Consider the following 26861-nt stretch of genomic DNA (forward strand, 5'->3'; position numbering starts at 1 on the left):
TATATCGGAATCTTTATCCAGAAGGAAGAGTATTCGAAATCTCAAGTCAATTGGAAATAAATGTTGACATTCAAATAATAATTTTTTATAGTTAAAGATATTAATTGTTAAACAGTTTAACTATTAAACAAGAGAAGGAGTTTCCCTTATGTGCTGCAAGCTTAAAGAATTAATAAACAGGTATATTGAAGTTTCGTTATCCGTACATAGGAGAGGAGATCGGCTGACAAAACAACAGTTAATCAGTGATTTAACCGTCGATCAGCACTATACGATGAGATTTGTCGCTAGTAACGGGGAGTGTACGTCAACAGAACTTGCCCAGCATTTTGATGTGGAAAAAAGTGCGGTCACTTCGATTATTAAGAGATTAGTAGACAAAAAACTCATTTCACGAAGACGTGATCAAAATGATCGCAGAGTTGTTTATTTATCGTTAACGGAGGAAGGCAGAAAGCTTTACGACGAATGTGAAGAACGAATTTACAAGATTGTCGGGAACTTTATTTCTAAATTTAACGATGAGGAGATTTCGGGATTTATAAAAACGTATGAAAAGCTGAACAGGCTGTTGGCCGAATTCGAAAAAAATGGAGATGAAACGACGAAATGAGAGCTATCGTAAAGGGAAGATGGTTCGTGCTTGCCGCATGGATCGCAGCAGTTGCCGTATTGTTATTTTTGTCTCCGAATATGACTCAACTAGTGAGTGAAAAAGGAAATATCGAAGTTCCGGAAGGATATTCTTCCAGACTTGCTGATGACATATTAGCAAATGCGCAAGAAGCTGATTCAGGCGATGAGTCTCAGGTAGCGCTCGTTTTTCATAAAGATGACAAACTGACTAAAGAAGATTACGAGGAAGCAAAAGAAGCAATACAAACGCTCAACGAGAAAAAAACCGAGCTGGGCATTACGGAAATTACTTCCCACTTCACGAACGATTCTTTGAAATCTGAGCTCGTCTCCGAAGATGAAACGTCGATTTTGGCTGCGATTACGATAAATATGGAAAATAAGGATACAGAGGAGCTGACAAATCAGCTTTATCAAAAATTGAATAATATCAAGTTGGAGCATTATTACACGAGCAGCTGGATGATCGATAATGATTTTAACCATACGACTGAAGAAGGGCTCAGGCGTACGGAAGGTATCACGCTCGTTTTCATATTGGCGGTATTGCTGTTGGTTTTCAGGTCGGTTGTTGCACCACTCATTCCTCTTGTAACGGTTGGATTTACATATATAGCTGCCCAATCAGTCGTTGCCATGCTGGTTGATACATTCAACTTTCCAATTTCTTCTTATACACAAATCTTTTTGGTCGTCATATTGTTTGGGATTGGAACCGACTATTGCATTCTGTTATTAAGCCGTTTTAAAGAAGAGCTTTCTAAGCACGAGGATATAACTGACGCAATCGCAGAAACTTACCGAACAGCAGGAAAAACGGTCTTATTCAGCGGGCTGGCCGTTATGATCGGTTTTGCTGCGATCGGGCTTTCACAGTTTAAACTTTATCAATCGGCTTCAGGTGTTGCTGTTGGAGTTGCGCTTTTACTCGTTGCACTCCTTACGATCGTGCCATTTTTCATGGCAGTTCTCGGAAGACGGTTGTTCTGGCCATCGAAAGGGAGTATTGAACATAAAGACAGTAAGCTATGGGATGTGATTGGACGCTTTTCTCTTGCCCGGCCATTTTTAGCCCTGCTTCTTGTAGCAGTGGTCACGATTCCCGCTTTACTTTTTTATGACGGAGAGCTTTCTTACAATTCTCTTGAAGAGGTGGGAGACGATGTCGGTTCTGTAAAAGCCTTTAATCTAATTTCCGATCATTTTGGGCCTGGTGAGTCAATGCCAACACAAATCGTTTTGAAAAATGATGAAGAGATGAATTCACAGGAGTACATGGGGCTCGCAGAAGGAATTTCTGAGGAACTGAGGAAGGTTGACAATGTGAGTGCCGTACGCTCGGTTACAAGACCGACAGGGGAAGTAATCAAGGACTTCTTTGTGAGCAATCAAGCGGAGGAGCTTGAAAAAGGCATCGGCGAAGGGAACTCTGGAGTTAAGGAAATTCGGGACGGATTAAATGATGCAAACAATGAGCTAAAGAAATCAGAGCCGCAAATGAAGGAAGCGACAAATGGGATAAACGACCTCATTTCAGGAACTTCGGAGCTTAAATCAGGTATGTCCGAGGTGCAAAACAACCTGACCAAGCTTGAAGAAGGCATGAGGCAGGGCACAGCAAGCTCAGCCCAGCTGAAAGCGGGCCTGGAAGAATTAAAGAAAAATACAGAAGAGCTTTTAAGCGGAAGCAATGAGCTTTTACAAGGTTATGAAAACGCCGCGAGCGGATTAACGAGACTTGAAAAGGAATATGGTAATGTACAAACCGAATTAAAAGGTGTATCCGCAGATTTGAAAGCTATGAACACTCATGTCGCTAATCTTGGCACAAAAGGCCTTGAACAGGACACTGATTACCAGGAAATCCGCAAGATATTAAACGGTGATGGAACCGAGAAAAACCCTGGGCTAATCGGATTAACTGGAAGCTTGTCGGGTGGATTGAATGAGTTGAACCAAACTCTGGGAGGGGCAACGTCGGGGGTTCAAACGGCAAATCAATCCTTAACAACAACGATTATTGAAGGGCAAAAAGCGATTTCACAAGGGCTTACTCAATTGATCGATGGCTTGGAGCAGCAGCAGGCCGGGCTTGCTCAGCTGGCAGATGGACAAAAGCAGCTTAATGATAATTTTCCACAATTAACAAACGGATTGGATGCTGTCAATGACGGGCAGAAGGAGCTTCTTGATGGGTTCGGTACTATGAATGGTCAAATTTCTCAGTTGACGGATGGTCTTTCTTCAAGCACGGAAGGGTTGGATCAAATTCATAAAGGCTTAGGATCAGCGGAGAACTATTTAACTGAATTGGCATCATCGGGAAATGCGGCCGGCTTTTATCTCCCTGAAGAAGCATTGACTTCAGATGAGTTCAAAGAATCATTGGAAACGTATTTGCGGGATGATAATAAAGTTATGACGTTTGATGTTATTTTTGAAAAAAATCCGTATTCCAATGAAGCAATCGATGAAATTAGTGACATCAAATCAGCAGTACATCGGGCAACAAAAGATACTAAGCTGGAAAATGCAACTGTTGCTGTCGGAGGAATCACAAGCACCTCTGCAGATTTAGGAGAAATGTCAAATAGCGACTACTCCAATACGGTTATTCTCATGCTTGTTGGGATAGGTATCATTCTCGTACTCATGCTGCGCTCCATCATAATGCCGCTTTACTTAATTCTTTCTTTAGTGATTACCTACTATACAGCAATGGCGTTTACGGAGATCATCTATGTCGATCTATTAGGCTACGGCGGGATCAGCTGGGCAGTCCCATTTTTTGCTTTTGTAATATTAATCGCCTTAGGGGTGGACTACAGCATTTTCTTAATGGATCGTTTTACAGAATATCACGAGCTTCCAATAGCGGAGGCCATGCACCTGGCTATGAAAAAAATGGGAACAGTAATTATTTCAGCAGCGATTATCCTTGGCGGAACCTTTGCAGCCATGATGCCATCCGGCGTTTTGTCCCTTCTGCAAATCTCAACAGTCACCTTAATTGGCCTGTTCCTGTACGCGCTATTTATCTTGCCGCTATTTATTCCGGTTATGGCAAAGATGTTCGGAAAAGCGAATTGGTATCCGTTTGTCAAAAAATAATTGATGTGAAAAGCTGGTTTCTTACAGGTTGAGAAATCAGCTTTTTTGTTATAACTTCAAAATAGAGAAACAGAAAGTTGTCATTGGAGGGGTTCGATGAAAAACGTTCATTTGGAAGAAATAATAATGAATGATCGGGAGAAATATTTGGATTACTTGCTTCTTGCCGATGAAGATGAGCAAATCGTAAAACAATACATAAATGAAGGCGATATGTACTCTATTTCCATGGATGGACAGCTTGTCGGCATTATTCTATTTGTTTATCATCAACAACGAGTGGTAGAGTTGAAAAATTTAGCGTTAGTCCCAGAGTGGAGAGGGCGCGGCATTGGAAAAGCCGTTCTGCAAAAGACCTTTGACATTTATAAAGGAATGGAGAAAATAATTGTTGGTACAGCTAATTCCAGCATAGAAAACATCGCATTCTATCAAAAAGCGGGCTTTCGAATGACCGAGATTCGCAGAGGTTTTTTTGAAAAATATGCAAAGCCTATTTTTGAGAATGGGATTCAGGCACTTGATATGGTCATGTTTGAAAGAAATCTATAAAAGCACTGCAGATTTTGACAAACTACTGATTGTATATTTTAATAAATGTAAGCACTTAACTTAAACGTTTAAGGGGAGGGAAAATTGTGTTTTTAGGGATCGATATCGGCTCAGGGGGTACAAAAGCAATATTACTAGATAAAGAGGGGAAGCCTGTTCAATCTGCGGAAATTTCTTATTCCTTCGATGTCCCGCAGGAAGGATGGACCGAGCATGATCCTGAAAAATGGTGGAAAGCAAGTGTAAGCGCTTTGAGAGAATTGTTTGAAACGAATGATCCATCCAAAGTGGAAGCCATTGGTGTTTCAGGACAAATGCACAGTAGTGTCCTTTTGGATTCGGATCACAACGTGATAAGAAAAGCAATTCTTTGGAATGATCAAAGAACGGCACAAGAATGCGAAGACGTATTAACCCAAATTGGCGAAGAGAAATTTCGTTCGTTAACGATGAATACTCTGTTTCCGGGCTTCACACTTCCGAAAATTATGTGGCTGAAAAACAACGAGCCTGAGCACTACAACAGACTTTCAACCGTTTTCATGCCCAAGGATTACATCAACTTTAAATTAACTGGCATGATCGCAACAGAAGTCACAGACGCGAGCGGAACAGGAGTGTTTGACGTTTATCACCGCCAATGGAATCGGACGATCATAGACGAGCTCGGGCTAAACCCAGAATGGTTTCCGCAGGTTTTTGAAAGTACAGATATCGTAGGAAGGCTAAAAAGCAGTGTGGCAAAAGCAACCGGAATGAAAGAAGGCATACCTGTTGTTGCAGGTGCTGCAGATAATGCCGCGGCAGCTGTAGGAAATGGCGTTTACGAGGAAGGAAAAGGGCTGGTCAGTGTCGGCACTTCCGGTGTTGTCCTCATGCCAATAAAGAACAAGCCAGAAAGGGAATTTCTATTAAAAACAAATCCTTCATTGCATATTTTCTGTCATGCTCTTCCGAATACGTGGTATGCGATGGGTGTTACATTAACTGCAGGAGAATCACTAAAATGGTTTCGGCAGGCATTTGAGATTGAAGAGGATTTTCAACATATGCTCAATCAGGTAAAGGATGTTGAAGCGGGTTCAAACGGGCTTATCTTTACGCCGTATTTATCCGGAGAACGAACGCCTCATAACGATTCAAAAGCGAGAGGTGTCTTTTATGGAATGAATTTGACCCACCGCAGAAAACATTTTATGCGATCGGTCTTGGAGGGAGTCTCTTATAGCTTGAAGGATTGCCATGAACTCATCAAACATATCATTCAAAGCGAATCTTTCGTTGTCACGGGCGGCGCAGTAAAAAGTGAAGCTTGGTGCCAAATCCTCGCCGATGTATTAGGCGTCCGCCTAAAAAAATCCGGCCAATTTGAAGGGCCAGCGATCGGCGCCGCCATTCTTGCAGGCATCGGAATCGGCCACTGGAAAACTCCGGGCGAGGCGGCACGCGAGGACATCGAAAACGTAATAACGCCTGACTTGGAACGTAATCAGATTTATGAAGAAGGCTTTGAGAAATATCGGGAACTGTATGTGAAGCTAAAATAGATTGCAGATTGAGATCGTAAATAAAATTGGAAGATCGCGCATATCCGGTCCAAGATCGCTTATAAATCAGAAAGATCGCGCATAACAGGATCAAGATCGCTCATAAACCGAAAAGATCGTGCATAACAGGATCAAGATCGCTTATAAACCGAAAAGATCGCGCATATCCGGACCAAGATCGCTTATAAATCAGAAAGATCGCGCATATCGGTCCAAAATCGCTTATAAATCAGAAAGATCGCGCATAACAGGATCAAGATCGCTCATAAACCGAAAAGATCGCGCATAACAGGATCAAGATCGCTCATAAACCGAAAAGATCGCGCATAACAGGATCAAGATCGCTTATAAACCGAAAAGATCGCGCATATCGGTCCAAAATCGCTTATAAATCAGAAAGATCGCGCATAACAGGATCAAGATCGCTCATAAACCGAAAAGATCGCGCATAACAGGATCAAGATCGCTCATAAACCGAAAAGATCGCGCATAACAGGATCAAGATCGCTTATAAATCAGAAAGATCGCGCATATCCCAGTCAAAATCGCTCATAATCAGTGCTTGAGCACGGTAAATTCATACCATCATCGTTCTTTCTAACTATGCAGATAAAGGAAGATCCAATCGAATGAAGAAAAAACCGACGCTTTATGATGTGGCGAAGGTGGCCAATGTTTCAATCGCCACCGTCTCCAATGTGTTAAACCATAAAAGTGAGGCAAGCGAGAAAACGATTCAGCGTGTCAATGAGGCGATTAAGAAGCTAGGTTATTCTAGGAATGAATCTGCGAGAAGCTTAAAGAAGGGTGAAAGCAAGCTAATTGGTTTGGTCGTGCCCGATAACAACCCTTTTTTTACAGAAATATTAAACGGGATTCAAGAAGAATGCGAGCTTTATGATTGGCAGGTTGTGGCGGCTGCGTCAGAGGAAAGTTCGGCAAGGCAAAACCAATTAATCAAGCTGTTATCGGCCCAGCAAGTAAGCGGTATTATACTTGCCCCTGCCACTGATACTCTAGAGATTCCAATCGATTTCAGCAGTGCACCAATCGTTCTTATTGATCGTGAATTGCACAATGCGGAGCTTCCGATTATTAAGGCTGACAATGTAGAAGGCAGCTACAAAGCCACAAAAATGCTGCTTCGCAATGGTCATAAACGGATCGGTCTCATTTTAGCTTCTCCGGGGATAAGCACGACTGTCCAACGAAAGCAAGGCTATATTGATGCGTTAAAAAGCGCTCAAATCAAAGCAGATGAAAAGCTTATTCGGTATGGAGGAGATTATACGGGAACGAAAGCGCAAATCGATGGGGGATATCAAACGGTCATAAACATGATGAATCTGCCTTCCCCGCCCACTGCATTTTTTGTGACCAACCATTTATTAATGATTGGAGCTGTAAAAGCGATAAAAGAATTACGGCTTTCCATTCCGCGGGATATTGGTTTTATTGGCTTTGACGATCATCCTTGGCAGGAGATCAGTGACCCGCCGTTTACGATCGTTTCTCAGCCTGCTTTTGAAATGGGTAGGCTGGCGGTGCGCGCTTTGAATAAATTGAAATCAACAGGAGAAATAGTTACAGCCTCATTGCCGTTACAATTAATTATCCGTAAGTCATGCGGAACTAAAAACGTCAATGATTAAGAGCGGAAGGCAATATGAAAAAGCAATCCATGATAAAACGAATGCTCTGAAGATAATGACGGAGCTATAGGAAAAGTCAGCCCCCGTGGATCTGATCATCTTGTTTTTTCAGGCTTCATCTACTAGTATTAATAATGAATCTTACATATAACAAATTATGAGGTGGCTAAATGACGCAGCAAATCATCTTTTTTGACATTGACGGAACGCTTTATGACCATGATAAAAAATTACCTGCTTCAACCAAGCAAGCGATACAGCAATTAAAAGAGAAAGGCCATGAAGTCGCAATTGCCACTGGACGAGCACCTTTTATGTATGAAGACCTTCGAAAAGAGCTGGATATTGAGACGTTTGTCAGTTATAACGGACAGTACGTCGTATTTAAAGGCGAAGTCCTCTATACCAATCCGCTCAATAAAGAAGCATTGAAATCTTTAACTGAAACAGCAGTATTAAATAACCATCCGATTGTATACATGGATCATGAAGACATGAAATCAAACGTCCCGCACCATGACCATATTGTTGAAAGCATTGATTCATTAAAGATCTTGCAATTCCCTTCTCATGATCCTAAATACTTTGAAGGAAGAGAAATTTATCAATCGTTATTATTCTGTCAAGGAAAAGAAGAAAGCGAATATGAACAAAAATATAAAGAGTTTGATTTTGTCCGCTGGCATCCTGTCTCTGTTGATGTCGTTCCACACGGGGGTTCCAAAGCGAAAGGAATCCAAAAAATAATTGACATACTTAAAATTGACGAAGACAACGTCTATGCTTTTGGCGATGGATTAAATGATGTAGAAATGTTATCAAAAGTCAAAAACAGTGTTGCTATGGGAAATGCCCATGAAGAAGCGAAAAAAGCTGCTAAGCATATCACTTCATCTGTGGATGAGGATGGAATCTTGCAAGGGCTTAAAATGGTAGGATTATTGGATTAATTAAGGAGCAAATAACCGTTCGCAATCATTTTGCGAACGGTTTTTACATTGGTAGAGTTGCTTTCTTTTTTCTGACAAATTATGCTTATTCTATGATGCAAAGCAAACAGAGGAGAGAAACGAAATGACAGAAAAGATGAACCTAATAGACTTAACAAAAGACATAACTGAGCAATATAAAAATTTCGTCGTTTCGGATGTAAATGATCACTGTGTCCGAATTGCCGTTTTTCAGGGGAATTATAAATGGCACTACCATTCCTCGTCGGATGAATTTTTCATGGTTTTAGAAGGTGAGCTGCAAATTGATTTTCAGGATCGGAAAACCGTCATTCTTAAACCAAATGACACAATCGTCATTCCAGCTGGAACTATCCATCGAACCCGGGCAAACCAGCGTACGGTAAATATTTGCTTCGAAGAAAAAACAGCGGATACGATCGAGGTGGAAAACGGATGATTAAAGCGGTGTTATTCGATCTGGATGGCACGCTTCTTGACCGGGATGAATCCGTGAAACTGGTCATCGCTGATCAATACAGTAGACATCATCACGTTCTCTCACATATTCCGAAAGATACATATACTACAAGATTTATAGAATTAGATGCCCACGGATACGTATGGAAGGACAAGGTATATCAGCAATTGGTTCAGGAATTTCAAATAGAAAAGATGACATGGGAAGGCTTTTTGGAGGATTACCTCACACATTTTAAGCACAGCTGTGTGCCCTTTCCAAATCTCATTCAAATGCTGAAAACATTAAAAAGTGAGTCCCTTCAACTGGGCATGATCACAAATGGAAAAGGGCAATTTCAGATGGACAATATTGTCGCACTTGGTATTAAAGATTATTTTGATACCATTCTAATATCAGAATGGGAAGGAATTAAGAAGCCTGATGCAAAAATTTTTCGTAGAGCTTTGGAGCAGCTGGAGGTATCTCCGGAGGAAAGCGTTTTTGTCGGTGATCATCCGGAAAACGACGTGAACGCAGCAAAGCGGGCAGGAATGCAATGCATATGGAAAAAAGACAGCAGCTGGAGTGGAGCGAATGCCGATGCCGTCATTGAAGATTTAATAGAACTACCTCTCCTGGTAAAGGCTGCTGAAGGAGGAAAAAGATGATTTTGGATTTGAAAGGAACACCACTGATGGAGAAAAACGTCGGAATGCTATATGCCATGGTGGAGAATAATTATCGCCGATTAAAGTCAATTGTTAACGGCATGACACAGTCAGAGCTGGATTTTAAAGGAACAAATGGGGAATTGAATAGCACGGCCCAGTTATTGAAGCATTTGGCTTATGTCGACGTAAAGTGGGTGTATCGTATCCAAGGGGAAACGCTGCTGGATCATCTCGAGAAAAAATACGGACCTGAGGTGGATGATAACGGAAGGCTTCCAAGTATCGAAGGTGTCCCATTATCTTCGTTGCTGGAGGATTACGACTTTGTTTTTCGCCAATTTGAACAAGCTTGTCAGCAAATAAAAGACGCAGACTTAGAAACCCGAGTCCAATACGCAGATGGGGCGACAATCAAATGGGGTATCTGGCATATGGCAGACCATAATAGATACCATCAGGCCCATATAAATCAGCTTCGCAAGTGGTATAAAGAGAGTTCGTAAAAAAGTCTTGGGTGTCTCCAAGGCTTTTTTTATTAAAACCTTTAGCCATTTATTACCGTCTTATTTATATAAAAAGATTTTTAAGCGATCGTTGTGATCAATCGTGGCTAATAAAATATTTTTGATATCAGTATCATTGATTTTTTTCCTCAGCCAAGCTTCGTCTTTACCGGCTTCCTTTAGATGCTTCCAATCAATTTTCCCTTCCCGGATGATCATTTTCGGAAGTTCAAAAACGTGGGGAGGCAAATTTATATCCGCCGGTGTTAATGATTCATACTTTGGGAACAAAAAGAAGGAAATCGTCCCATCCGGTTCCCATAAGGCAAGAGCGACCTTTCCGGGATCATCAATTTTTTGTTTTCTCAGTTCGGAAAGCAAAAAGTCAAGCGTAATCCTTGCTTTCGATAATTCTTTATAAAGGATATGACCATTCTTAATGAGAGGATGCGGCGAAGGCTCAAGAAATTTTCGGACTACGCTCCATTTAAGATGCAAAAACCATGTGCAGGCATATAAAACAACCACAGTGCCCGTCGTTAACATAGAACCCTTTAATCCTAGTTGTTCATCTGAAAGCGGATGGGCAATTATGTTTCCAAGCAGCAGAGCCATGACAAAATCCAACAGCCTCAGTTGAGAAATTGATCGCTGTCCCATCATTTTTGCAGCAATTAACAAGAAGAAAAACGAAATAACGGCTCTTAGAATCCATTCGATTGAAGTTAACGTTTCTTGTCCGTGAATAAAATCCATCTCATCCCGTCCTCATGATTCATACCATCTTATTATGAGTTGAACTGTCATTAATTATAAATACTGAAGATAATTTTCTGGAAATACTCCGAAGCTGTCGATAAATTAGGTAAACTAGATAAAGAACTTCGCCTGTTTTTTCAAGAAAGAAATTTTGAAGGGGGATAAAACCATGATTCTTGTAAGCTCGTGCCTGGCAGGAGAAAATTGCAGATATGACGGAAACAATCGATTTGTTGAAGAAATCGAACAGCTGATTCAGCAAAGGAAAGCAAAGATGGTTTGCCCTGAATTGTTAGGAGGATTTTCTACTCCGAGAGAACCGGCTGAAATCGTTGGCGGTACAGGAGAAGATGTTCTGGCAGGCAGTGCCAAGGTGATTGATAAGTCTGGAAACGATGTGACATCTCAGTACATAGAAGGCGCGAAGAAAACGTTAACGATTGCAAGAGAAATGAAAGCAGAGACCGTCGTATTGAAAGAAAACAGCCCCTCGTGCGGAAGCTCTATGATCTATAATGGAACGTTTACTGGAGAACAGCTTGCTGGGAACGGTGTGACAACTGCTTTATTGAAAAAAGAAGGATTTAGGGTAATGTCTGAAACGGACTGGTTGAATGAAGTGAAATCGTAAATAGCTTTATCCAGTTTCAAAATCTCGTATTGGCGATTTGAAAAAATATCTGCATCGTGTCATCATAAGAAAAAGATTATTGTGCGTGTAAAGAGGCACGAAGGAGGAACTATTACGTGCTGACAAAGGTAAGGCAAGATTTACAAAACTATTTCGGTTATTCTTCATTTCGGCCGGGGCAGGAAAAAGTCATTTCAAATGTTTTAGAAAAAAAACGGAATTCTGCATGCATTATGCCGACTGGAGGCGGAAAATCGATATGCTATCAAATTCCGGCCCTGCAGCTCCCAGGCACTACCCTCGTCATCTCCCCTCTCATTTCGCTAATGAAGGATCAGGTGGATGCTCTGAACGTAGCCGGAATTCCAGCTTCCTATATTAATAGCTCTCTCTCATATCAGGAAATGAGAATCAGGCTTTCAGAAACGAAGCAGGGGAGATACAAGTTATTGTACATTGCTCCGGAACGTCTGCAATCACCTGAATTTTTGCAGGAAATCAAGCAGCTCGAGATTCCACTTATTGCCGTAGACGAAGCTCATTGTATTTCCCAATGGGGACATGATTTCAGGCCAAGCTATATGAATATTAAGGAAATGCTGAATGCTTTACCCGGAGATCCTGTCATTTTGGCTTTGACTGCAACGGCAACCCCACAGGTCAGTGACGATATTTGCCGTCTGCTTCATATTGACGCTTCCCAGGTCGTATCTACCGGCTTCGCCCGCAGTAATCTATCGTTTCAGCTCGTAAAAGGCGAGGATAAAATGCGCTATCTTGAAAATTATATCAAAACAAATAAGGATGAATCGGGCATTATTTATACGGCAACCCGCAAGGAAGCCGATCGGATTTCCCAGGCTTTACGTATTAAAGGTATTCGGGCAGGACGTTACCATGCCGGGATGAATGATGAGGAAAGGCTGCGGGAGCAGGAGGATTTTCTTCAGGATAATATAACGATTATGGTGGCTACATCGGCATTCGGGATGGGAATTGATAAATCAAATATACGATATGTAATTCATTATCAAATGCCAAAGGATATGGAGAGCTACTATCAGGAAGCTGGCAGGGCTGGCCGGGATGGTGCGGATAGTGAATGCATTTTGCTATATTCCGCTCAGGACGTGCAAATCCAGCGATTTTTAATTGAGCAGTCAACCACAAATGAAAGCCGGCAAATCCAGCAGCTTGAGAAGCTTCGGCAAATGATGGATTATTGCCATACGGAAGGTTGCCTTCAGGCGTTTATTCTTCGTTATTTTGGTGAACAATCACCGGAGGATTGCGGGCAGTGCAGCAGCTGTACGGATGAACGCGAGCTGACAGATGTCACCCGGGAAGCGCAAATGGTGATGTCGTGCTTGATCAGAATGGGGGCACGGTTTGGGAAAACCTTTATTTCTCAGGTGTTGACTGGCTCAAGAAATAAGAAAGTGGTAGAAGCCGGCTTTGACAAGCTCACAACTTATGGCATGATGAAGGACAAATCCTTGCAAGAGGTCAATGAGTTTATCGAATTTTTAACTTCAGAATTATACCTTGGAGCAACAACGGGACAATATCCAACACTTTATGTAACGGAAAAGGGGAAAGAAGTTTTGTTAGGGAAGTCTGGCGTCGAACGAAAAGCTAGAATGCAAACTTCACAGCTTGTGGAAGACGATGAATTGTTCAACCATTTGCGGGCGGTCAGAAAAAGCATCGCAGAAGAAGAAAATGTTCCTCCGTTTGTCGTTTTTTCAGATGTCACATTGCGTGATATGTGCGCAAAGCTTCCGGACAACCCTCAAGATTTTCTAAATGTAAAAGGTGTCGGTGAGCAAAAAAGGCAAAGGTATGGAGAACGCTTCATCGAAGAAATTCAAACCTTCTGTGCCGAAAACCCAGATCGGAATCGAAAATCAGAAGCAGTGATGACAAGCAAACCGAGCAAAAAAAGAACGCCGACCGATGAACCTTCCCACCTTGAGACGTATAAGATGTTCCAAGAGGGCATGTCGATAAAAGAGCTCGCAGAAGCCCGTGAAATAACGGAAGAAACAGCGGGAAGCCATTTGCTTCGCTGCATAAGTGAAGGTCATTCTATTGACTGGGAGAGAATAATAACTTACCAAATCGAAGCACAAATAAAAGAAGCGGTTGAAAAAGTCGGAAAAGAAAAGCTGAAGCCCCTCAAAGAAAACGTTTCTGAAGAAATAAGCTATTTCATCATTAAGCTTACTTTGGAAAAGTGGCGGCAGGAAAGTGGGCAAATTGTATAAAGTGTTAAAAAAGGTGTTTTTTGTCACAGGGGGTACTATCCAGACCGTCACTCAACTTTTGCACCGAGCTTTTTGTTGAGCAATAACGGATCAGAAACATCTGTTGAAAAAAACAGTATTCTTGAACAAGGACAGTTAACCATTCAAGAAAATAAAAAATAAAATGAATGAGTGCTAAAAAGAAAATGCCGGAAAGATATCGGCATTTTCTTCAGCATGTCGAGAAAGGGGTATTTTTCTCGACATGCTTTTTTTATGGGTTCTTAATCGATGGAAATTTTAATGAACTATTAAATCGATATAGATAGCCACACCTTTACCCTAGCTTGGCTAAGTGTGGCAATCTTTTTCATTTTCATATTTTTTACTGTGCACTCTGTTAGGGGTGGCTTTATTCGTTCCAGATGACATTATGTTTATAGTAGAATACATATAAAAACCAAGTAAATAGATATGAAAATAATGAAAATGAAGGTGACTAAAATGGATATCCGATCAATTAAAACGTTTCAAACGATAGTGAAATATGGAAGTTTCAACAAAGCTGCATCGGAACTGAAATATGCCCAGTCGACCATAACCACCCATATAAAAAAGCTCGAATCCGATTTAGGTACAAAGTTATTCGAACGGGAAAAAGGATTGCATCTTACGCAAGCAGGGAAGCTGTTGAATAGGAAGGGAGAGCTGCTATTGAAGGATTTTGAGAATCTTCAGGAAGCGATGTCGGAATTGATCAACGGAGAATCGGGAATGATCAGAATCGGTGCAATGGAGCCTACTGCAAGCTATCGAATCCCCAATCTCTTAAAGCCGTTTATCAAAGCCTTTCCAAAGATTCAGGTCAGCATCCAGATAGAAAACAGCAAAACACTTAGCAAAATGGTGAAATCAGACGAAATTGATCTGGCCATTTGCACGGCTCCTGATCTTTCTTCAGGAATGCATTTTACCCCTCTCTTTTCAGAGAGCATCGCTTTGCTCATCCCGGAAAATGAACAACTGGGGGGACAGGAAACTATTACACTGAAAGATATAGAAAACGAAGAAATATTAATCACTACCGCTGTATGCCCTTTTCGTAGAAATTTAGAAAAGCAGATGATCGATAAAGGAATCCGTCCAAATTATCAAATGGAAATTAGCCATATGCCAGCTTTAAAGTTTTATGCCCAGGCCGGTTTCGGTATTGCAGCAGTTCCTCTCATAACGGTTACTCCTCCTCCAGAAGGAACGGTTGTCAGGGAAATTTCTGATTTCAGGAAAGCACTGACAGTAGGGATGCTTAGAAATGAAGAACGTTCTTATACAGGAAAAGCGATGGAAAGCCTCATTCAGCTGCTTACAGAAAACCTTGCGACAGAAAAATTGGAATAATCTTGATCTCGAGTGGACGGACAAATTGAAAGGAGGAAAGGGAGCATCTTTTGTAGTTCTCACTAGTACAATCTATGTTTCTGGAATCTCTGTTGCTAAAAATTCATTTTTTATGAATTTATTGTTCACTTTTTTCAATTATACAAAATTCATAGGTTGAGTTATAGTAGTTATTATTAATCCGATGAGAATACTAAACATTATATGAGGAAGGGATTGCAGATGATTATTGCTTGTACACTTGACCAAAATGAGATCATTAAACCCATTACCGAGGGAGTAATCGTGAGGATTTACAGAGAGGAAACGGAAGAATTTCAAGACTTCCGAAATCCTGCAATGGATATTAAGGAAGGAAGAAGAGGAGCGGCTTTAAAGCTTGCAGTCGAAAATGGTGCAACAGCGTTTGCTGCTCCGCCTGAGACATTTTGTGAACTTTCTTATAGGAAAGCAAAGGATGAAAACGTATCATTTTACAACATTGCGTCCAATTTATCATTTTCTGAATTTCAAAAGCAATTAACAGCAAAAACGATTCATTTGCAAAAGGAGTTACCAGAAAAAGAGGTTGTTCCGAGTAACTAAAACTTGCAGAGGTGGCTGGGATGAATAAAAAAACAAACGGTGTGCATCTGAAAATCAACCAACTGAGAAAAACATTTGGAAATGTAGACGTCCTGAAAGGAATTGACATCGAAATCTCTCCGGGCGAATTCGTCGCGATTGTCGGAAAAAGCGGCTGTGGAAAAAGCACACTTCTTCGTCATGTGGCCGGTTTAGAAGAAGAATCAAGCGGCAGCATTTTGCAGGAAGGCAAAAAAATAAAAGGTCCGAATAAGAAAGCAAGGTTTATGTTTCAGGATGACAGGCTTTTGCCTTGGGTAAGCGTTCTTGAAAATGTCGGAGTCGGTCTTGGATTAAAGAAAAATTGGAAGCCAAAAGCCGAAAGCGCCCTTGAGCAGGTAGGGTTAAAAAATCGGGCAGGTGATTGGCCATCCGTTTTATCCGGGGGACAAAAGCAAAGGGTTGCCTTGGCAAGAGCGCTGGCAGCAAAACCGCAGCTATTGCTGCTGGATGAACCTCTCGGGGCTTTGGATGCATTAACCAGAATTGAGATGCAGGCCTTTGTAGAGAAGCTTTGGCTGGAACAGGGCTATACTTCATTGCTTGTTACACATGACGTCAGTGAAGCGATAGCACTTGCGGATCGGGTCATTCTCATTGAGGAAGGCGTTATAAAGATGGATGTAAAAGTCACACTGCCGCGTCCTCGTCAACGTTCGCATCCTTTATTTGCACAGCTGGAAGAAAAGGTATTGGCAACTGTCTTTGGCAAAGAAAACGTTGCTGATCCGCTTTTGCACAGACAAAAAGCCTAGTTAACGAATTGGTTAAGGAGGATAATAATGGTTGAATTTATCACAATGGCTCCTACTTCTGGAGATGGAACGTATGTAGGAACGTCAAATACAAATGCGCAAAGAATCGATGGCTGGACGGCAAGCGATGAGAGTGCAGAACGTCCGCCTACGCTTGAATATATTCGTGCAGTGGCACAGGCTGCTGAAAAGGGAGGCTTCTCAACTTTGCTGCTCCCAACCGGGGGAAGCTGTCTTGATTCACTTTCAGTTGCTGCCAATCTAACTGCATATACGGAAAACCTTAATTTCTTATTTGCCGTTCGGCCAGGATCTACCCAGCCGGCCGTTTTTGCAAAGCAATTTGCAACGGTTGATTATTGGTCAGGCGGAAGAGCCAGGGTGAATATCGTGACTGGTGGCCAGCCAAAAGAACTTGCCAGCGATGGTGACTTTCTTGATCATACATCCAGATACAAACGAACAAAAGAATATATCCAAGTATTAAAAAGACTTTTCACAGAGGACGGTTTTGATCACGAAGGAGAATTTTTCACTTTAAAAAATGCATCGTTATTTCCAAAACCGGTACAAAAGCCAAGACCAGAAATCTATTTCGGAGGAGCTTCTGAAATTGGGAAACAAGTTGCAGCTGAGGATTCAGATGTATACATGATGTGGGGGGAAACCCTTGAAAATTCACGGGAAAGAATAAATGAGATGAAAAAACTTGCGAAAGAAAAAGATAGACAACTAAGCTACAGCATTTCGTTTCAAGTTATTTTGGGTGAGACGGAGGAGGAGGCTTGGAACAATGCCAATCGTCTGGTCAGCAAGCTTTCTCCAGAGCTCGCTTCGAAAAAAAGCGAACAAACGAAAAAAGAAGGAGACTCAACAGGTGTAAAGAGGCTGCATCAACTGATGGAGCAGGGTAAAGAAAATAATTTTATCATCGGCCCTAATCTTTGGGCAGGATTGACTCAAGTTATTTCAGGAAACTCGATTGCTTTGGTCGGGACACCTGATCAAGTCGCAGATAGATTGATAGAATATGTGAATCTAGGGTTTGATAAAGTTCTTTTACGCGGATTCCCCCATCTGGAAACGATCGAACAAATTGGTGAGCTTGTTATTCCAAGGGTTCATTCGAGGCTTAAAGAGAAGGCATTGATCTAACTATTTTATCTTTCGGAGGGATATCTGTGAAACGTAAGAGAAATCTATGGAAGAAGCAAACGACTGTCGTAGTTGTTCTAGCATTGATACTGCTTGTCGCTTGCGGACAAAATAATACAAGTAATGGGGATGGCCGGAAAGAAACGATCCGAATCGGCTATCAAAAAAGCGGTCCCATTTTGCTGCTAAAAAGCGAAAAAAAACTGGAAGATGAGCTGGGGAAGCTTGGATACAAAGTCGAATGGTCTGAATTTAACACCGGAGCGTCCATTTTAGAAGCGCTAAATGCCGGCAGCATTGACTTTGCTACTGCAGGCGACACTCCTTCCGTATTTGCTGCTTCAAAAGGAATGGACCTGAAATATATTGCCGGCGGTCCGGCTTCACCTTCATCAGAAGGCATTTTAATAAAAAACGATTCAAACATAAAGTCCATAAAAGATTTAAAAGGAAAACGAGTCGCTTATAATAAAGCCTCAATTTCACAGTATTTTTTAAATGAAGCGCTAGAGGATGCCGGTCTAAGCATGGAAGATGTTGAGTCTGTTTATTTAAACCCTCCAGATGCCAGCTTAGCATTTGAGCAGGGAGAAGTCGACGCATGGGTTATTTGGGATCCATATTTAGCTTCATCAGAAAGCAAAGGAAACAAAGTTCTTCAAAATTCAGCAGGGATAGTCGAAAATCGAACGCTTTTTATGGCTTCCTCTTCCGTAATTAAAAATGACAAAGAGGTTGTTCATAAAGTAGTAGAGGAGCTTGCCGCTGCTGGTCAAGAGATTAATGAAGATCCGACAGAAGCAGCATCCCTCTTGTCTGAGGCTACAAATTTACCTGAAGAGATATGGATTAATGTCTTAAAAAGAAAGAAATCCGATGTTAATTATATCGACCAAACGATGATAAATGAGCTTCAAAGGCAGGCTGATGGCTTGCAAAAAGCAAAACTGACAGAAAAGCGGGCAAAAATTCAACAATTTGTATGGCAGCCAGATAAAAAAACAGTTGATTAGGAGAAAATCGTATGAAGAAGAGGAGTCACGTAAAAATAACAATTTTTTTCGTTTTCATTTTCTTGTTCACCTTAACCCTGTCGGCCTGCGGGAGCGGGAATTCCAACGCAGAAACTAAAGGGACCATAAAAATTGGCTATCAAAAAAACGGCACGACATTGCTGCTGAAAGAAAAAAAGGAATTGGAAAAAGAACTGAATCAAGATGGTTATCAAGTAGCGTGGTCTGAATTTAGCACGGCAAGCTCGATACTAGAAGCGTTGAATGCCGGAAGCATTGATTTTGCAAATGCGGGAGATGCCCCATCCATTATGGCACTTTCAAAGGGGATGGATTTTAAATATATTGCCAGTGAGCCGTCCGCGCCAAATACGGAAGGGATTCTTGTAAGAGGTGATTCTGCGATTCAGTCGATTAAGGATTTAAAAGGGAAAAAGGTAGCTTACAACCAGGCGTCCATTGCCCAATATCTATTAAATCAAACTTTATCATCTGCAGGACTAACCATAGATGACGTGAATTCGGTTATTTTGAACCCTCCGGATGCCAGTATTGCATTTGAAAAAGGCGATGTAGATGCATGGGTCGTTTGGGATCCTTACTTGACGGTCTCAGAAGCGAAAGGCAATAAAATCATATCAACGGCAGAAGGTATCGTACCTTTTCGTTCTTTTTATTTTAGTACGAGTAGGATAGCAGAAGAGAACCCGGAGGTCGTGCAAAAAGTTGTTGATCATCTGAATAAAGCAGGGAAAGGCATAAATGAAAACCCTCAAGAGGCCGCAAAAGTACTTGAAACAAATACGAAAATACCGGCTGAAACATGGATAAATGTGCTGAAGCGAAAAGACTCGAATGCTGTGATTATCGATCAGCAGGCAATTGATGATTTAACGCAACAAGTAAAAGAGCTTAAGAGAATTCAGTTAATAAAGAAATCTATAAAAATAGAAGATTATATTTGGCAGCCATAGTTTAAAAAAGGAGGAAACCCAGGTGAAATACAAACGCACTTCGAACCTATATAATCAGTTTGCCCCATGGCTGATTCCTTTGATATTGCTTCTGCTGTGGCAGTTTACTTCATCGATTGGATTGCTTGCCGAAAATATCCTGCCATCTCCGGCGGAAGTTGTACTTGCCGGCATCGGGCAAGCCCAATCGGGGGCGCTGTTTGCAAATGTTCAAGTAAGCTTTTCCAGAGCTTTTGCAGGCTTTCTGATCGGAGGAGGGCTCGGCCTCGTGCTAGGGCTTTTAAACGGAGTTTCTCCTTTCGCCCAAAAACATTTAGATACAACGATTCAGATGCTTCGCAACATCCCTCATCTTTCCTTAATCCCAATCGTTATTTTATGGTTTGGTGTAGGAGAGGAAGCGAAAGTTTTCCTTGTATCCATCGGCGTTTTCTTTCCGATTTATATTAATACGTATCATGGGATTCGTACGGTTGACAAAGGATTAATCGAGATGGGAAAGGTGTATGAGTTATCGAAATATCATCTGTTTTCGAAAGTGATCTTCGCCGGAGGCCTTCCTTCTATTTTAGTTGGCATCCGATATGCCCTTGGTGTCATGTGGATCACGTTAATCGTAGCAGAGACTGTGGCAGCAAGCTCCGGTATCGGTTACATGGCTATGAATGCTAGAGAGTTTATGCAGCTGGATGTCGTTGTTCTGGCAATTCTTCTTTATGCATTATTAGGGAAAGCGGCTGACTCATTAGCCAAATTGCTTGAACGATATTTGTTGAAATGGAATCCGGCTTATCAAAAAATTAAGTAAAAGGAGTATATAAATGGCGAAACGAAAAATGAAGCTGGGGCTTTTCTTGATGGGAGCAGGCCACCATATTGCTTCGTGGAGGCATCCAAATGTAAGGGCAGACGCCTACGAAAGCATTGAATTCTACACCGAAACGGCAAAGATCGCTGAAGCAGGAAAATTAGATATGCTTTTTATGAGTGACGGGCTTTCCATTAATGAGTTGTCGCATCCTTCAGAACTTGTTCGATTTGAGCCATTAACTTTGCTTGGAGCTCTTTCTATGGTGACGAAAAACATCGGGCTTGCCGCAACAGCATCAACCACATACAATGAACCTTTTCATATCGCCAGAAAATTTGCCTCGATTGATCATATGAGCAGCGGGAGGTCTGCCTGGAATGTGGTGACTTCCTATTATGAGGGGGAAGCAAGCAATTTCAGCAGAAAACAGCATTTAGACCATGAGACGAGATACGAACGGGCACGAGAATTTGTCGATGTCGTCTTAGGGTTATGGGACAGCTGGGATGAAGATGCGTTAGTCAGAAATAAGGAGACCGGAGTATATTTTGACAGAGAAAATCTGCATACTCTGAATCATAATGGTACTTATTTTTCTGTAAAAGGGCCGCTTAATGCTTCCAAATCAGTTCAAGGGCATCCGGTGATCATTCAAGCCGGTTCTTCTGATTCAGGCATTCAACTCGCATCAGAAACGGCAGAAGTTATTTTCACCGCACAGCAAACGTTAGAAGAGGCACAGAAATTTTATCAAAAAGTAAAAAACAAAGTGAGAAGCGCAGGACGAAATGCTGATCACGTCCTGATTCTTCCAGGGATTACGCCTATTATTGGAGAGACAGAAGAGGAAGCCCGGGCAAAATTTGAAGAGCTTCAAGATTTGATTGTGCCTGAAGTTGGGCTCGATTTTCTATCGGATTATCTGGGAGGCATTGATTTTTCAAAATACCCGCTGGATGGCCCGCTTCCGGAGAAAATACCTTCGACTAACGGAAATCAAAGCAGACGGCAGCTGATTATTGATTTAGCACGAAGAGAGAACCTCACAATCAGGCAGCTATATAAGCGGGTAGCTGGTTCCCGGGGGCACCGGATGATTTTCGGAAGTCCGATTCAAATTGCCGACAAATTAGAAAAATGGTTCCGTAACAGCGGAGCAGACGGATTTAATTTAATGTTTCCCTACTACTCTGATTTGCTGGTTGAATTTGTTGAAAAGGTTGTGCCAATTCTCCAGGAAAGAGGATTGTTCCGCGAGGAGTATGAAGGAACGACATTGCGAGAGAATTTAGGTTTGCCAAAGCCAGCATCGAGATATGAAAAGGACTTTTCTAAGATTCAGTAGATATATTATCTGAAAAAAACTTCCTAAAGGAGGTTTTTTTCTGTCTTGAGAGCACTTTTATTAAATATTCTAAATGCTTTATTTGACTTGATTCCAAATTATATGTAACATATAAATTACATAAAGTAATATATATGTTACTTTTAGTAGTATATAAATTCCATAGTAGGTGAGTGTGTGAAAAATAGAGTAAAACTCGCACGCGTTGAAAAATCATTGACGCAGGAACAATTAGCTCGTCGGGTGAAGGCGACTCGACAGACTATCGGTTTAATTGAAAAAGGGCAGTACAATCCAAGTCTTCAGCTCTGCGTAGCGATAGCAAAGGAATTAGACAAAACGCTGGATGATTTATTTTGGGAGGTTGATTAAGATGAAAAAATCATGGATCTCAATTTTGCTGCCAAATGACGAATATAAGAAACAGAAAATGGTATATTTTTTCGCTGAATCTTCACTCGTCCTTTTAGTTGTTCTTATCATTTTATTTGGTTTAGTTCAAATGTTTCCTAGTTGGGATCTTGGAACGGATCACGTTATAGGAATATGCATCATCACTTTTCTCCTTTATGTGGGAGGAAGATATACATTTTCCGGGATTGAATTTACGGAAATAGCTACTGAAAAAGCATTTCAGAGGGAGAAAAAGCTGATTATCTTTAAATCAATTAGTTTTGTCGTGATTTTTTTAGTGCTTTATTTGTTGTTTTATAGAATACCTGGCACAAGAGAAATTTTATTTGTTCTTCTAAGTGGTTTTTTCATGTTTTTATCAAGCTATATTTCTCTTAAGCGATCCTATAATAAAAATAAAGAAATATTAGAGGACTAATAGATGTAGAGCATTGCCTGATTATTTTATAAAAATGTAAGACTTTTTTAAGACTTTGTTTTTATAGAAGTAAGATTTACTCTTTATGACGAAGCATATCAAAGGAATAAAGGAGAGAAGAAAAAATGAAAACTTTGAAAGCTTTACTCATGATGATGTCATTAACAGGTGTGATGTTTTTAGGGGCTTGCGGGAGTAGCGGAACGGGCGACTCTAACTCAGACGATATGAGTAAGGAAAACGAAATGGGAAACTGCGGCGACATGAATAAAGAAAGCGATATGGATAACAATTAAAAAGAAGTATTACTTTTGCACAATTCAACCAGCTTCTATCTAAGAAGCTGGTTGAATGATGTTTACTTATCCAATTTGGCATAATAAAGGACGGCATCGTCGTATTTTAGCAGACTATCTTTCGATTTGTTTGTAATTGAGCTCTCGATTGATAGATTATCTCCTTTATCACGTATGCTAAATCCTATTAGCATCGGCTCTCCGTACTCCACGTTTTGAGGCATCTGTGCCATTCCGCTAATCCCATGCTCACTAAAACCATTTGAGATAAGAACTGGTCCTGCGGAGGAAACTCCATTTTCCTCTAAGATTCCAAATTTCAGATAGGATTTTTTTTCAATATCGAAGTTCAGGTAAGCAAGTTTTAATTCTTTAGGTGCCGGATATTTTTCATCGAATGAAATAGTCATGGCATCAATTGTATCCACAAGTTTTCCTTCATGATGATGCTCAGCATAAACCGTAATCGACTTCAAATCGTTTGGAACATGATTGATTGTGGCCATTATTGAACCCGTACCCATCAACGTTAAGAGGTTTTTTTCTGTTGCAGTAAGCTTTGATTGATCGATATTCATTTGCTTCGATTGGTTTGAAGCATTCTCACTGCACCCTGCTACCATACAAATAAGAATCAATAATAATAGAAAACGTCTGAAAATAAGAATAACCTACCACCTCTGGAAATGAATAGATTGATTATATCATTTTACAGGTGTTAGTTAAATATCAAAGTAGTATTCAACCATCTCTCCTCCATAGATGAAGCATTGCCACTTAAGTAGCTGCGAACCATCTAAGGGGAGATACACATAAATCTTGTAATATAGCAGGGATCATCAAATATTTTTCGTCACATCACACTTTCAGGAATTGTTCGTATGAAAATTAATTTTTGAGAATTATAGCCCCCTGGACACATAGGTAGAGTCTCCGTCTGATTCCCCGAAGTTTCAGCTTACTGAAACGAGTTATTACGACTCCTATAGCATCAGTACTCATGATTGAAATCTCCATGCATAAAATGCCATAAAGGGGTGTTTCACATGGGGTACTATGTAAGAACGGATCAAGGGACAAAGCTGTTTGTTGAAGATATCGGAAAAGGAAGGCCCGTTCTCTTTATCCATGGCTGGCCCCTGAATCATAAAATGTTTGAATATCAGTTTGATGTTCTGCCGACCTACGGAGTTCGGTGTATTGGCATTGATTTAAGAGGATTTGGAAGGTCTGACCGACCGTTTTGCGGTTATTCCTATTACCGGTTGGCTGATGATATAAAAAATGTAGTTGATGCTTTAAGGTTAACGTCGTTTACACTTGTAGGGTTTTCAATGGGTGGAGCAATAGCGATTCGTTACACTAGCAGGCATGGGAAGGGACGTATTCGTCAACTGATTTTAGCAGGTGCTGCAGCGCCGGTTTTTACACGGAGACCTGATTCCCCATATGGTATGCCTGTGGAAGAGGTCAATAAATTAATCAAACAAGCCTATGAGGATCGGCCAAAAATGCTAGCTGAATTCGGTAAATTATTTTTTGCAAACCCGATAAGCGACAGCTTTCAAACATGGTTTTCGGATTAAACTTAGATGCAGCAGGCCATTCGACGATCCATACTGCCGTTTCATTGCGAGATGAAGATTTACGACCAGATTTAAAACATATCCATGCCCCGACTTATATCTTGCATGGAAAAAAGGATCGGATTTGTCCATTTGAGCTCGCATTGCAAATGAAGGCTTCCATTCCATATTCAGCTTTAGTCCCATTCGAAATGAGCGGACATGGTTTGTTTTATGAAGAGCGGGAGAAATTTAATCGTGAATTGTTGAAGGTGATTTGGAGTTAGGAAAAGTTGATCACTATAGTTTAAAGAAATTAAGGAGGATAGTTATGAAAGCAATTGTTTGCACAAAATACGGTTCACCCGATGTTCTGAAACTCAAAGAGGTAGAAAAACCTGCTCCAAAGGACAATGAAATACTGGTAAGAGTTCATGCAACAACAGTAGCTTCAGGGGACATAAGAGTCAGGAGGTTCAATTGTCCTCTTTTGTTATGGGTCCCCATGCGAATATTTTTGGGTCTGAGAAAACCGAGAAAACCAATACTTGGCGTGGAGCTAGCTGGGGAGATAGAGGAAATTGGGAAGAGTGTGAAACAATTTAAAGTAGGTGACCAAATTTTTGCCATGACGGGAATGAATTTTGGGGCTTATGCCGAATACACGTGTTTGTCTGAAAACAGGGCTGTGGCATTAAAACCTGTTAATGTGACCTATGAGGAAGCAGCTGCTGTTTCTTTTGGGGGAACCTCAGCACTGCATTTTCTTAGAAAAGGAAATATCCGGGACGGACAAAAAGTTCTTATTTATGGGGCTTCCGGTGCAGTAGGGACTTCCGCGGTACAGCTTGCTAAATGCTTTGGGACAGAAGTTACCGGGGTATGCAGTGCTGCAAATTTTGAATTGGTGAAATCGCTTGGAGCCGATAAGGTAATAGATTATACGAAAGAGGATTTTTCAAAAAGAGAAGAACGTTATGATCTCATCTTTGATGCAGTAGGGAAAATCTCAAAATCAAATTGCAAGAAAGCACTGACTCCGAATGGGACATATGTATCAGTTGAAGGGCAGGGGATAGCAAAGGAACGAACTGAAGATTTAATTTTCCTCAAAGAGCTTATAGAGTCAGGAAAGATAAAACCGGTCATTGATAAACGCTATCCGCTGGAACAAATACCCGAGGCTCATAGATATGTAGAAAAAGGACACAAAAAGGGAAATGTAGTTATTACTTTGGATGATCAAGACTAAACTTAACAAAGCTTTGGACTCGACAGCGCCAGTCTTGGTCATTATGTTTCCAAACTAGTCTAACTTGCGACATTTCATTTGATTTTTTATTGATTGCTAATTTGGCGAACTCGTTTAAGGTAATTATTCATCAACAGTGGAAGAGAAATCAGGATTGGCGGATCGTCCAAGCGGGGAGCACGAAGCATAACCTTTTGATGTAAAAGTGAAGTATCGTGATCAACGATGATCGGCTCCTTTGATCGGGTACGTAAGGTTGAATATGGAAGTAGAATATCCGTAGGCTGCATCCCCCAGGGTATCGATGTCGCCATAAGGTAATAAGTGCCCGGTTTAACGTTCGGAAAGCAAAAATTACCCAAAGAAGGAAGCAGCGTTCCGTATAATGGGGGGCCTTCAGGAATTGGTTTAGGGAATAAGCCGATTAGGATGACGCCCTCAAAAGGAATTTCTGCTTGGACAGTCCCTTCTACTACTCTGACATGCTGAGTTGCAGCAGGATATGACATTTGCCAATCGCTGAGCCTCTTTAAGGATTGAAAGTGGTTGTCAGCTTGCTGTGTCGAGTTGCGAAACTGAGACGGCGTCACACCTACCCGTTCCGTAAATCGAGTGGTAAATGTCCCCAGACTTTGTTGACCGATGTCCAACCCGATATCTCGCACACTTAAATCAGTCCGCAATAACATTTCTTTTGCCTTTTGCAGACGAAGGGAAGAAACATAGTATAATGGCGGGAGTCCAATTCTTTCTTTAAAAATGCGCGTGAGATGGTACGGACTATAAGCTACATGACCAGCCAACCGAGAAAGAGAAATGGGTTCAAAAATATTTTGATGAATATATGAGATTACCTCGTCTATTTCTGAATATCGGTCAGTCATAATTTCTACTCCTTTCGATTTCTGCCTTCCAGCAAGTATCCAGCAGCAACCCAATTGCTTACCTATTAAAAGGTCCAAAGGCTCCTTTATATAGTCATGCTATAAATTAATTGTAAATCCCATGTGATAGCGTTTTCAAATATTGCGCGTTATCTTTCTTTATTTTAAGCTACTTGAAATTTTGGTGAATCTAAAAGTATTGCAGTCTTTTTAATAACTAAATGGATAGGGATAAA

The 26861-nt window shown here is 41.1% G+C and carries 26 protein-coding genes and 2 pseudogenes; 25 read left to right on the top strand and 3 right to left on the bottom strand.

Features of this window, described 5'->3' with window-relative positions; genetic code table 11:
- Positions 1-148 precede the first annotated feature (148 nt).
- The 9 genes from AM592_RS00495 to AM592_RS00535 all read left to right on the top strand — a co-directional run bounded on the left by AM592_RS00495 (position 149) and on the right by AM592_RS00535 (position 10085).
- On the top strand, positions 149-613 hold the full coding sequence (locus AM592_RS00495) for a MarR family winged helix-turn-helix transcriptional regulator (protein WP_053601966.1): 465 nt from the start codon (positions 149-151) through the stop codon (positions 611-613).
- Positions 610-3747 carry an MMPL family transporter gene (locus AM592_RS00500; RefSeq protein ID WP_053601967.1) on the top strand — a complete coding sequence of 1046 codons (3138 nt, stop codon included), beginning with the start codon at positions 610-612 and terminating at the stop codon, positions 3745-3747. The genes AM592_RS00495 and AM592_RS00500 overlap by 4 nt, the downstream gene beginning before the upstream one ends.
- A 96-nt stretch (positions 3748-3843) precedes the next feature.
- Positions 3844-4299: a GNAT family N-acetyltransferase gene (locus AM592_RS00505; protein ID WP_053601968.1), complete on the top strand. Its 456-nt coding sequence runs from the start codon at positions 3844-3846 to the stop codon at positions 4297-4299.
- 86 nt (positions 4300-4385) lie between these two features.
- The gene (gene xylB, locus AM592_RS00510; RefSeq protein WP_053601969.1) at positions 4386-5846 is read left to right on the top strand and encodes a xylulokinase; all 1461 of its coding nucleotides are present in this window, start codon (positions 4386-4388) and stop codon (positions 5844-5846) included.
- Between the two features lie 629 nt (positions 5847-6475).
- Entirely contained in the window at positions 6476-7498 is a 1023-nt protein-coding gene (locus AM592_RS00515; protein WP_053601970.1) for a LacI family DNA-binding transcriptional regulator, read from the top strand.
- A 170-nt stretch (positions 7499-7668) separates the two neighbouring features.
- Positions 7669-8448, top strand: a complete 780-nt coding sequence (locus AM592_RS00520) for a Cof-type HAD-IIB family hydrolase (protein WP_053601971.1) — start codon at positions 7669-7671, stop codon at positions 8446-8448.
- A gap of 124 nt (positions 8449-8572) precedes the next feature.
- A complete protein-coding gene (locus AM592_RS00525) occupies positions 8573-8908 on the top strand; it encodes a cupin domain-containing protein (RefSeq protein ID WP_053601972.1) in 336 nt (111 codons plus the stop codon).
- Positions 8905-9579, top strand: coding sequence for an HAD family hydrolase (locus tag AM592_RS00530; protein ID WP_053601973.1), 675 nt, complete (start codon positions 8905-8907; stop codon positions 9577-9579). The genes AM592_RS00525 and AM592_RS00530 overlap by 4 nt, the downstream gene beginning before the upstream one ends.
- The gene (locus AM592_RS00535) at positions 9576-10085 is read left to right on the top strand and encodes a DinB family protein (protein ID WP_192841127.1); all 510 of its coding nucleotides are present in this window, start codon (positions 9576-9578) and stop codon (positions 10083-10085) included. The genes AM592_RS00530 and AM592_RS00535 overlap by 4 nt, the downstream gene beginning before the upstream one ends.
- 60 nt (positions 10086-10145) lie before the next feature.
- On the opposite strand, the gene AM592_RS00540 is transcribed toward AM592_RS00535, so the two are convergent.
- Positions 10146-10841: a DUF421 domain-containing protein gene (locus AM592_RS00540; protein WP_053601974.1), complete on the bottom strand. Its 696-nt coding sequence runs from the start codon at positions 10839-10841 to the stop codon at positions 10146-10148.
- Positions 10842-11013: 172 nt separating this feature from the next.
- Between AM592_RS00540 and AM592_RS00545 the strand changes: the two genes are divergently transcribed.
- From AM592_RS00545 to AM592_RS24050, 14 genes and pseudogenes are all read left to right on the top strand, one after another.
- A complete protein-coding gene (locus AM592_RS00545) occupies positions 11014-11475 on the top strand; it encodes a 2-thiouracil desulfurase family protein (protein ID WP_053601975.1) in 462 nt (153 codons plus the stop codon).
- A gap of 116 nt (positions 11476-11591) precedes the next feature.
- Entirely contained in the window at positions 11592-13742 is a 2151-nt protein-coding gene (gene recQ, locus AM592_RS00550) for a DNA helicase RecQ (RefSeq protein ID WP_053601976.1), read from the top strand.
- A 24-nt stretch (positions 13743-13766) separates the two neighbouring features.
- A pseudogene (locus AM592_RS25285) lies at positions 13767-13904 on the top strand (hypothetical protein); the annotation flags it as partial.
- 321 nt (positions 13905-14225) lie between these two features.
- Positions 14226-15119: a LysR family transcriptional regulator gene (locus tag AM592_RS00555; protein WP_053601977.1), complete on the top strand. Its 894-nt coding sequence runs from the start codon at positions 14226-14228 to the stop codon at positions 15117-15119.
- 222 nt (positions 15120-15341) lie between these two features.
- Positions 15342-15704, top strand: coding sequence for a hypothetical protein (locus AM592_RS00560; RefSeq protein WP_053601978.1), 363 nt, complete (start codon positions 15342-15344; stop codon positions 15702-15704).
- A gap of 20 nt (positions 15705-15724) precedes the next feature.
- A complete protein-coding gene (locus tag AM592_RS00565; protein WP_053601979.1) occupies positions 15725-16498 on the top strand; it encodes an ATP-binding cassette domain-containing protein in 774 nt (257 codons plus the stop codon).
- 27 nt (positions 16499-16525) lie between these two features.
- Positions 16526-17653, top strand: a complete 1128-nt coding sequence (locus AM592_RS00570) for an LLM class flavin-dependent oxidoreductase (RefSeq protein WP_053601980.1) — start codon at positions 16526-16528, stop codon at positions 17651-17653.
- 26 nt (positions 17654-17679) lie between these two features.
- The gene (locus AM592_RS00575; protein ID WP_082363626.1) at positions 17680-18666 is read left to right on the top strand and encodes an aliphatic sulfonate ABC transporter substrate-binding protein; all 987 of its coding nucleotides are present in this window, start codon (positions 17680-17682) and stop codon (positions 18664-18666) included.
- Between the two features lie 11 nt (positions 18667-18677).
- Positions 18678-19640: an aliphatic sulfonate ABC transporter substrate-binding protein gene (locus AM592_RS00580; protein ID WP_053601982.1), complete on the top strand. Its 963-nt coding sequence runs from the start codon at positions 18678-18680 to the stop codon at positions 19638-19640.
- Between the two features lie 22 nt (positions 19641-19662).
- Positions 19663-20448, top strand: a complete 786-nt coding sequence (locus AM592_RS00585) for an ABC transporter permease subunit (protein WP_053601983.1) — start codon at positions 19663-19665, stop codon at positions 20446-20448.
- A gap of 13 nt (positions 20449-20461) precedes the next feature.
- The gene (locus AM592_RS00590; protein WP_053601984.1) at positions 20462-21796 is read left to right on the top strand and encodes an LLM class flavin-dependent oxidoreductase; all 1335 of its coding nucleotides are present in this window, start codon (positions 20462-20464) and stop codon (positions 21794-21796) included.
- Between the two features lie 177 nt (positions 21797-21973).
- Positions 21974-22168 carry a helix-turn-helix transcriptional regulator gene (locus AM592_RS00595; protein WP_053601985.1) on the top strand — a complete coding sequence of 65 codons (195 nt, stop codon included), beginning with the start codon at positions 21974-21976 and terminating at the stop codon, positions 22166-22168.
- 1 nt (position 22169) lies between these two features.
- Positions 22170-22628 carry a hypothetical protein gene (locus AM592_RS00600; protein WP_053601986.1) on the top strand — a complete coding sequence of 153 codons (459 nt, stop codon included), beginning with the start codon at positions 22170-22172 and terminating at the stop codon, positions 22626-22628.
- A gap of 125 nt (positions 22629-22753) precedes the next feature.
- Complete coding sequence (locus AM592_RS24050; RefSeq protein ID WP_158320279.1) at positions 22754-22924, top strand: hypothetical protein; 171 nt, start codon at positions 22754-22756, stop codon at positions 22922-22924.
- A gap of 62 nt (positions 22925-22986) precedes the next feature.
- On the opposite strand, the gene AM592_RS00605 is transcribed toward AM592_RS24050, so the two are convergent.
- Complete coding sequence (locus tag AM592_RS00605; RefSeq protein ID WP_148564294.1) at positions 22987-23547, bottom strand: hypothetical protein; 561 nt, start codon at positions 23545-23547, stop codon at positions 22987-22989.
- 423 nt (positions 23548-23970) lie between these two features.
- On the opposite strand from AM592_RS00605, the pseudogene AM592_RS00610 reads away from it, so the two are divergent.
- Both AM592_RS00610 and AM592_RS00615 read left to right on the top strand, forming a co-directional pair.
- Positions 23971-24776, top strand: a pseudogene (locus tag AM592_RS00610) (alpha/beta fold hydrolase).
- 44 nt (positions 24777-24820) lie between these two features.
- On the top strand, positions 24821-25741 hold the full coding sequence (locus AM592_RS00615) for an NAD(P)-dependent alcohol dehydrogenase (protein ID WP_053601988.1): 921 nt from the start codon (positions 24821-24823) through the stop codon (positions 25739-25741).
- Positions 25742-25827: 86 nt separating this feature from the next.
- Here the strand turns inward: AM592_RS00615 and AM592_RS00620 are convergent, their stop codons facing one another.
- A complete protein-coding gene (locus tag AM592_RS00620; protein ID WP_053601989.1) occupies positions 25828-26625 on the bottom strand; it encodes a helix-turn-helix transcriptional regulator in 798 nt (265 codons plus the stop codon).
- Between the last annotated feature and the right edge of the window lie 236 nt (positions 26626-26861).

Origin of the sequence: Bacillus gobiensis, from assembly GCF_001278705.1 — a bacterium.
Lineage (GTDB): Bacteria > Bacillota > Bacilli > Bacillales > Bacillaceae > Bacillus > Bacillus gobiensis.

Coding starts and splice junctions, on each gene's coding strand:
- AM592_RS00495 (WP_053601966.1), top strand. CDS start 149: ATGTGCTGCAAGCTTAAAGAATTAATAAACAGGTATATTGAAGTTTCG.
- AM592_RS00500 (WP_053601967.1), top strand. CDS start 610: ATGAGAGCTATCGTAAAGGGAAGATGGTTCGTGCTTGCCGCATGGATC.
- AM592_RS00505 (WP_053601968.1), top strand. CDS start 3,844: ATGAAAAACGTTCATTTGGAAGAAATAATAATGAATGATCGGGAGAAA.
- AM592_RS00515 (WP_053601970.1), top strand. CDS start 6,476: ATGAAGAAAAAACCGACGCTTTATGATGTGGCGAAGGTGGCCAATGTT.
- AM592_RS00520 (WP_053601971.1), top strand. CDS start 7,669: ATGACGCAGCAAATCATCTTTTTTGACATTGACGGAACGCTTTATGAC.
- AM592_RS00525 (WP_053601972.1), top strand. CDS start 8,573: ATGACAGAAAAGATGAACCTAATAGACTTAACAAAAGACATAACTGAG.
- AM592_RS00530 (WP_053601973.1), top strand. CDS start 8,905: ATGATTAAAGCGGTGTTATTCGATCTGGATGGCACGCTTCTTGACCGG.
- AM592_RS00535 (WP_192841127.1), top strand. CDS start 9,576: ATGATTTTGGATTTGAAAGGAACACCACTGATGGAGAAAAACGTCGGA.
- AM592_RS00540 (WP_053601974.1), bottom strand. CDS start 10,841: ATGGATTTTATTCACGGACAAGAAACGTTAACTTCAATCGAATGGATT.
- AM592_RS00545 (WP_053601975.1), top strand. CDS start 11,014: ATGATTCTTGTAAGCTCGTGCCTGGCAGGAGAAAATTGCAGATATGAC.
- AM592_RS00555 (WP_053601977.1), top strand. CDS start 14,226: ATGGATATCCGATCAATTAAAACGTTTCAAACGATAGTGAAATATGGA.
- AM592_RS00560 (WP_053601978.1), top strand. CDS start 15,342: ATGATTATTGCTTGTACACTTGACCAAAATGAGATCATTAAACCCATT.
- AM592_RS00565 (WP_053601979.1), top strand. CDS start 15,725: ATGAATAAAAAAACAAACGGTGTGCATCTGAAAATCAACCAACTGAGA.
- AM592_RS00570 (WP_053601980.1), top strand. CDS start 16,526: ATGGTTGAATTTATCACAATGGCTCCTACTTCTGGAGATGGAACGTAT.
- AM592_RS00580 (WP_053601982.1), top strand. CDS start 18,678: ATGAAGAAGAGGAGTCACGTAAAAATAACAATTTTTTTCGTTTTCATT.
- AM592_RS00590 (WP_053601984.1), top strand. CDS start 20,462: ATGGCGAAACGAAAAATGAAGCTGGGGCTTTTCTTGATGGGAGCAGGC.
- AM592_RS00600 (WP_053601986.1), top strand. CDS start 22,170: ATGAAAAAATCATGGATCTCAATTTTGCTGCCAAATGACGAATATAAG.
- AM592_RS24050 (WP_158320279.1), top strand. CDS start 22,754: ATGAAAACTTTGAAAGCTTTACTCATGATGATGTCATTAACAGGTGTG.
- AM592_RS00605 (WP_148564294.1), bottom strand. CDS start 23,547: ATGGTAGCAGGGTGCAGTGAGAATGCTTCAAACCAATCGAAGCAAATG.
- AM592_RS00615 (WP_053601988.1), top strand. CDS start 24,821: ATGAAAGCAATTGTTTGCACAAAATACGGTTCACCCGATGTTCTGAAA.
- AM592_RS00620 (WP_053601989.1), bottom strand. CDS start 26,625: ATGACTGACCGATATTCAGAAATAGACGAGGTAATCTCATATATTCAT.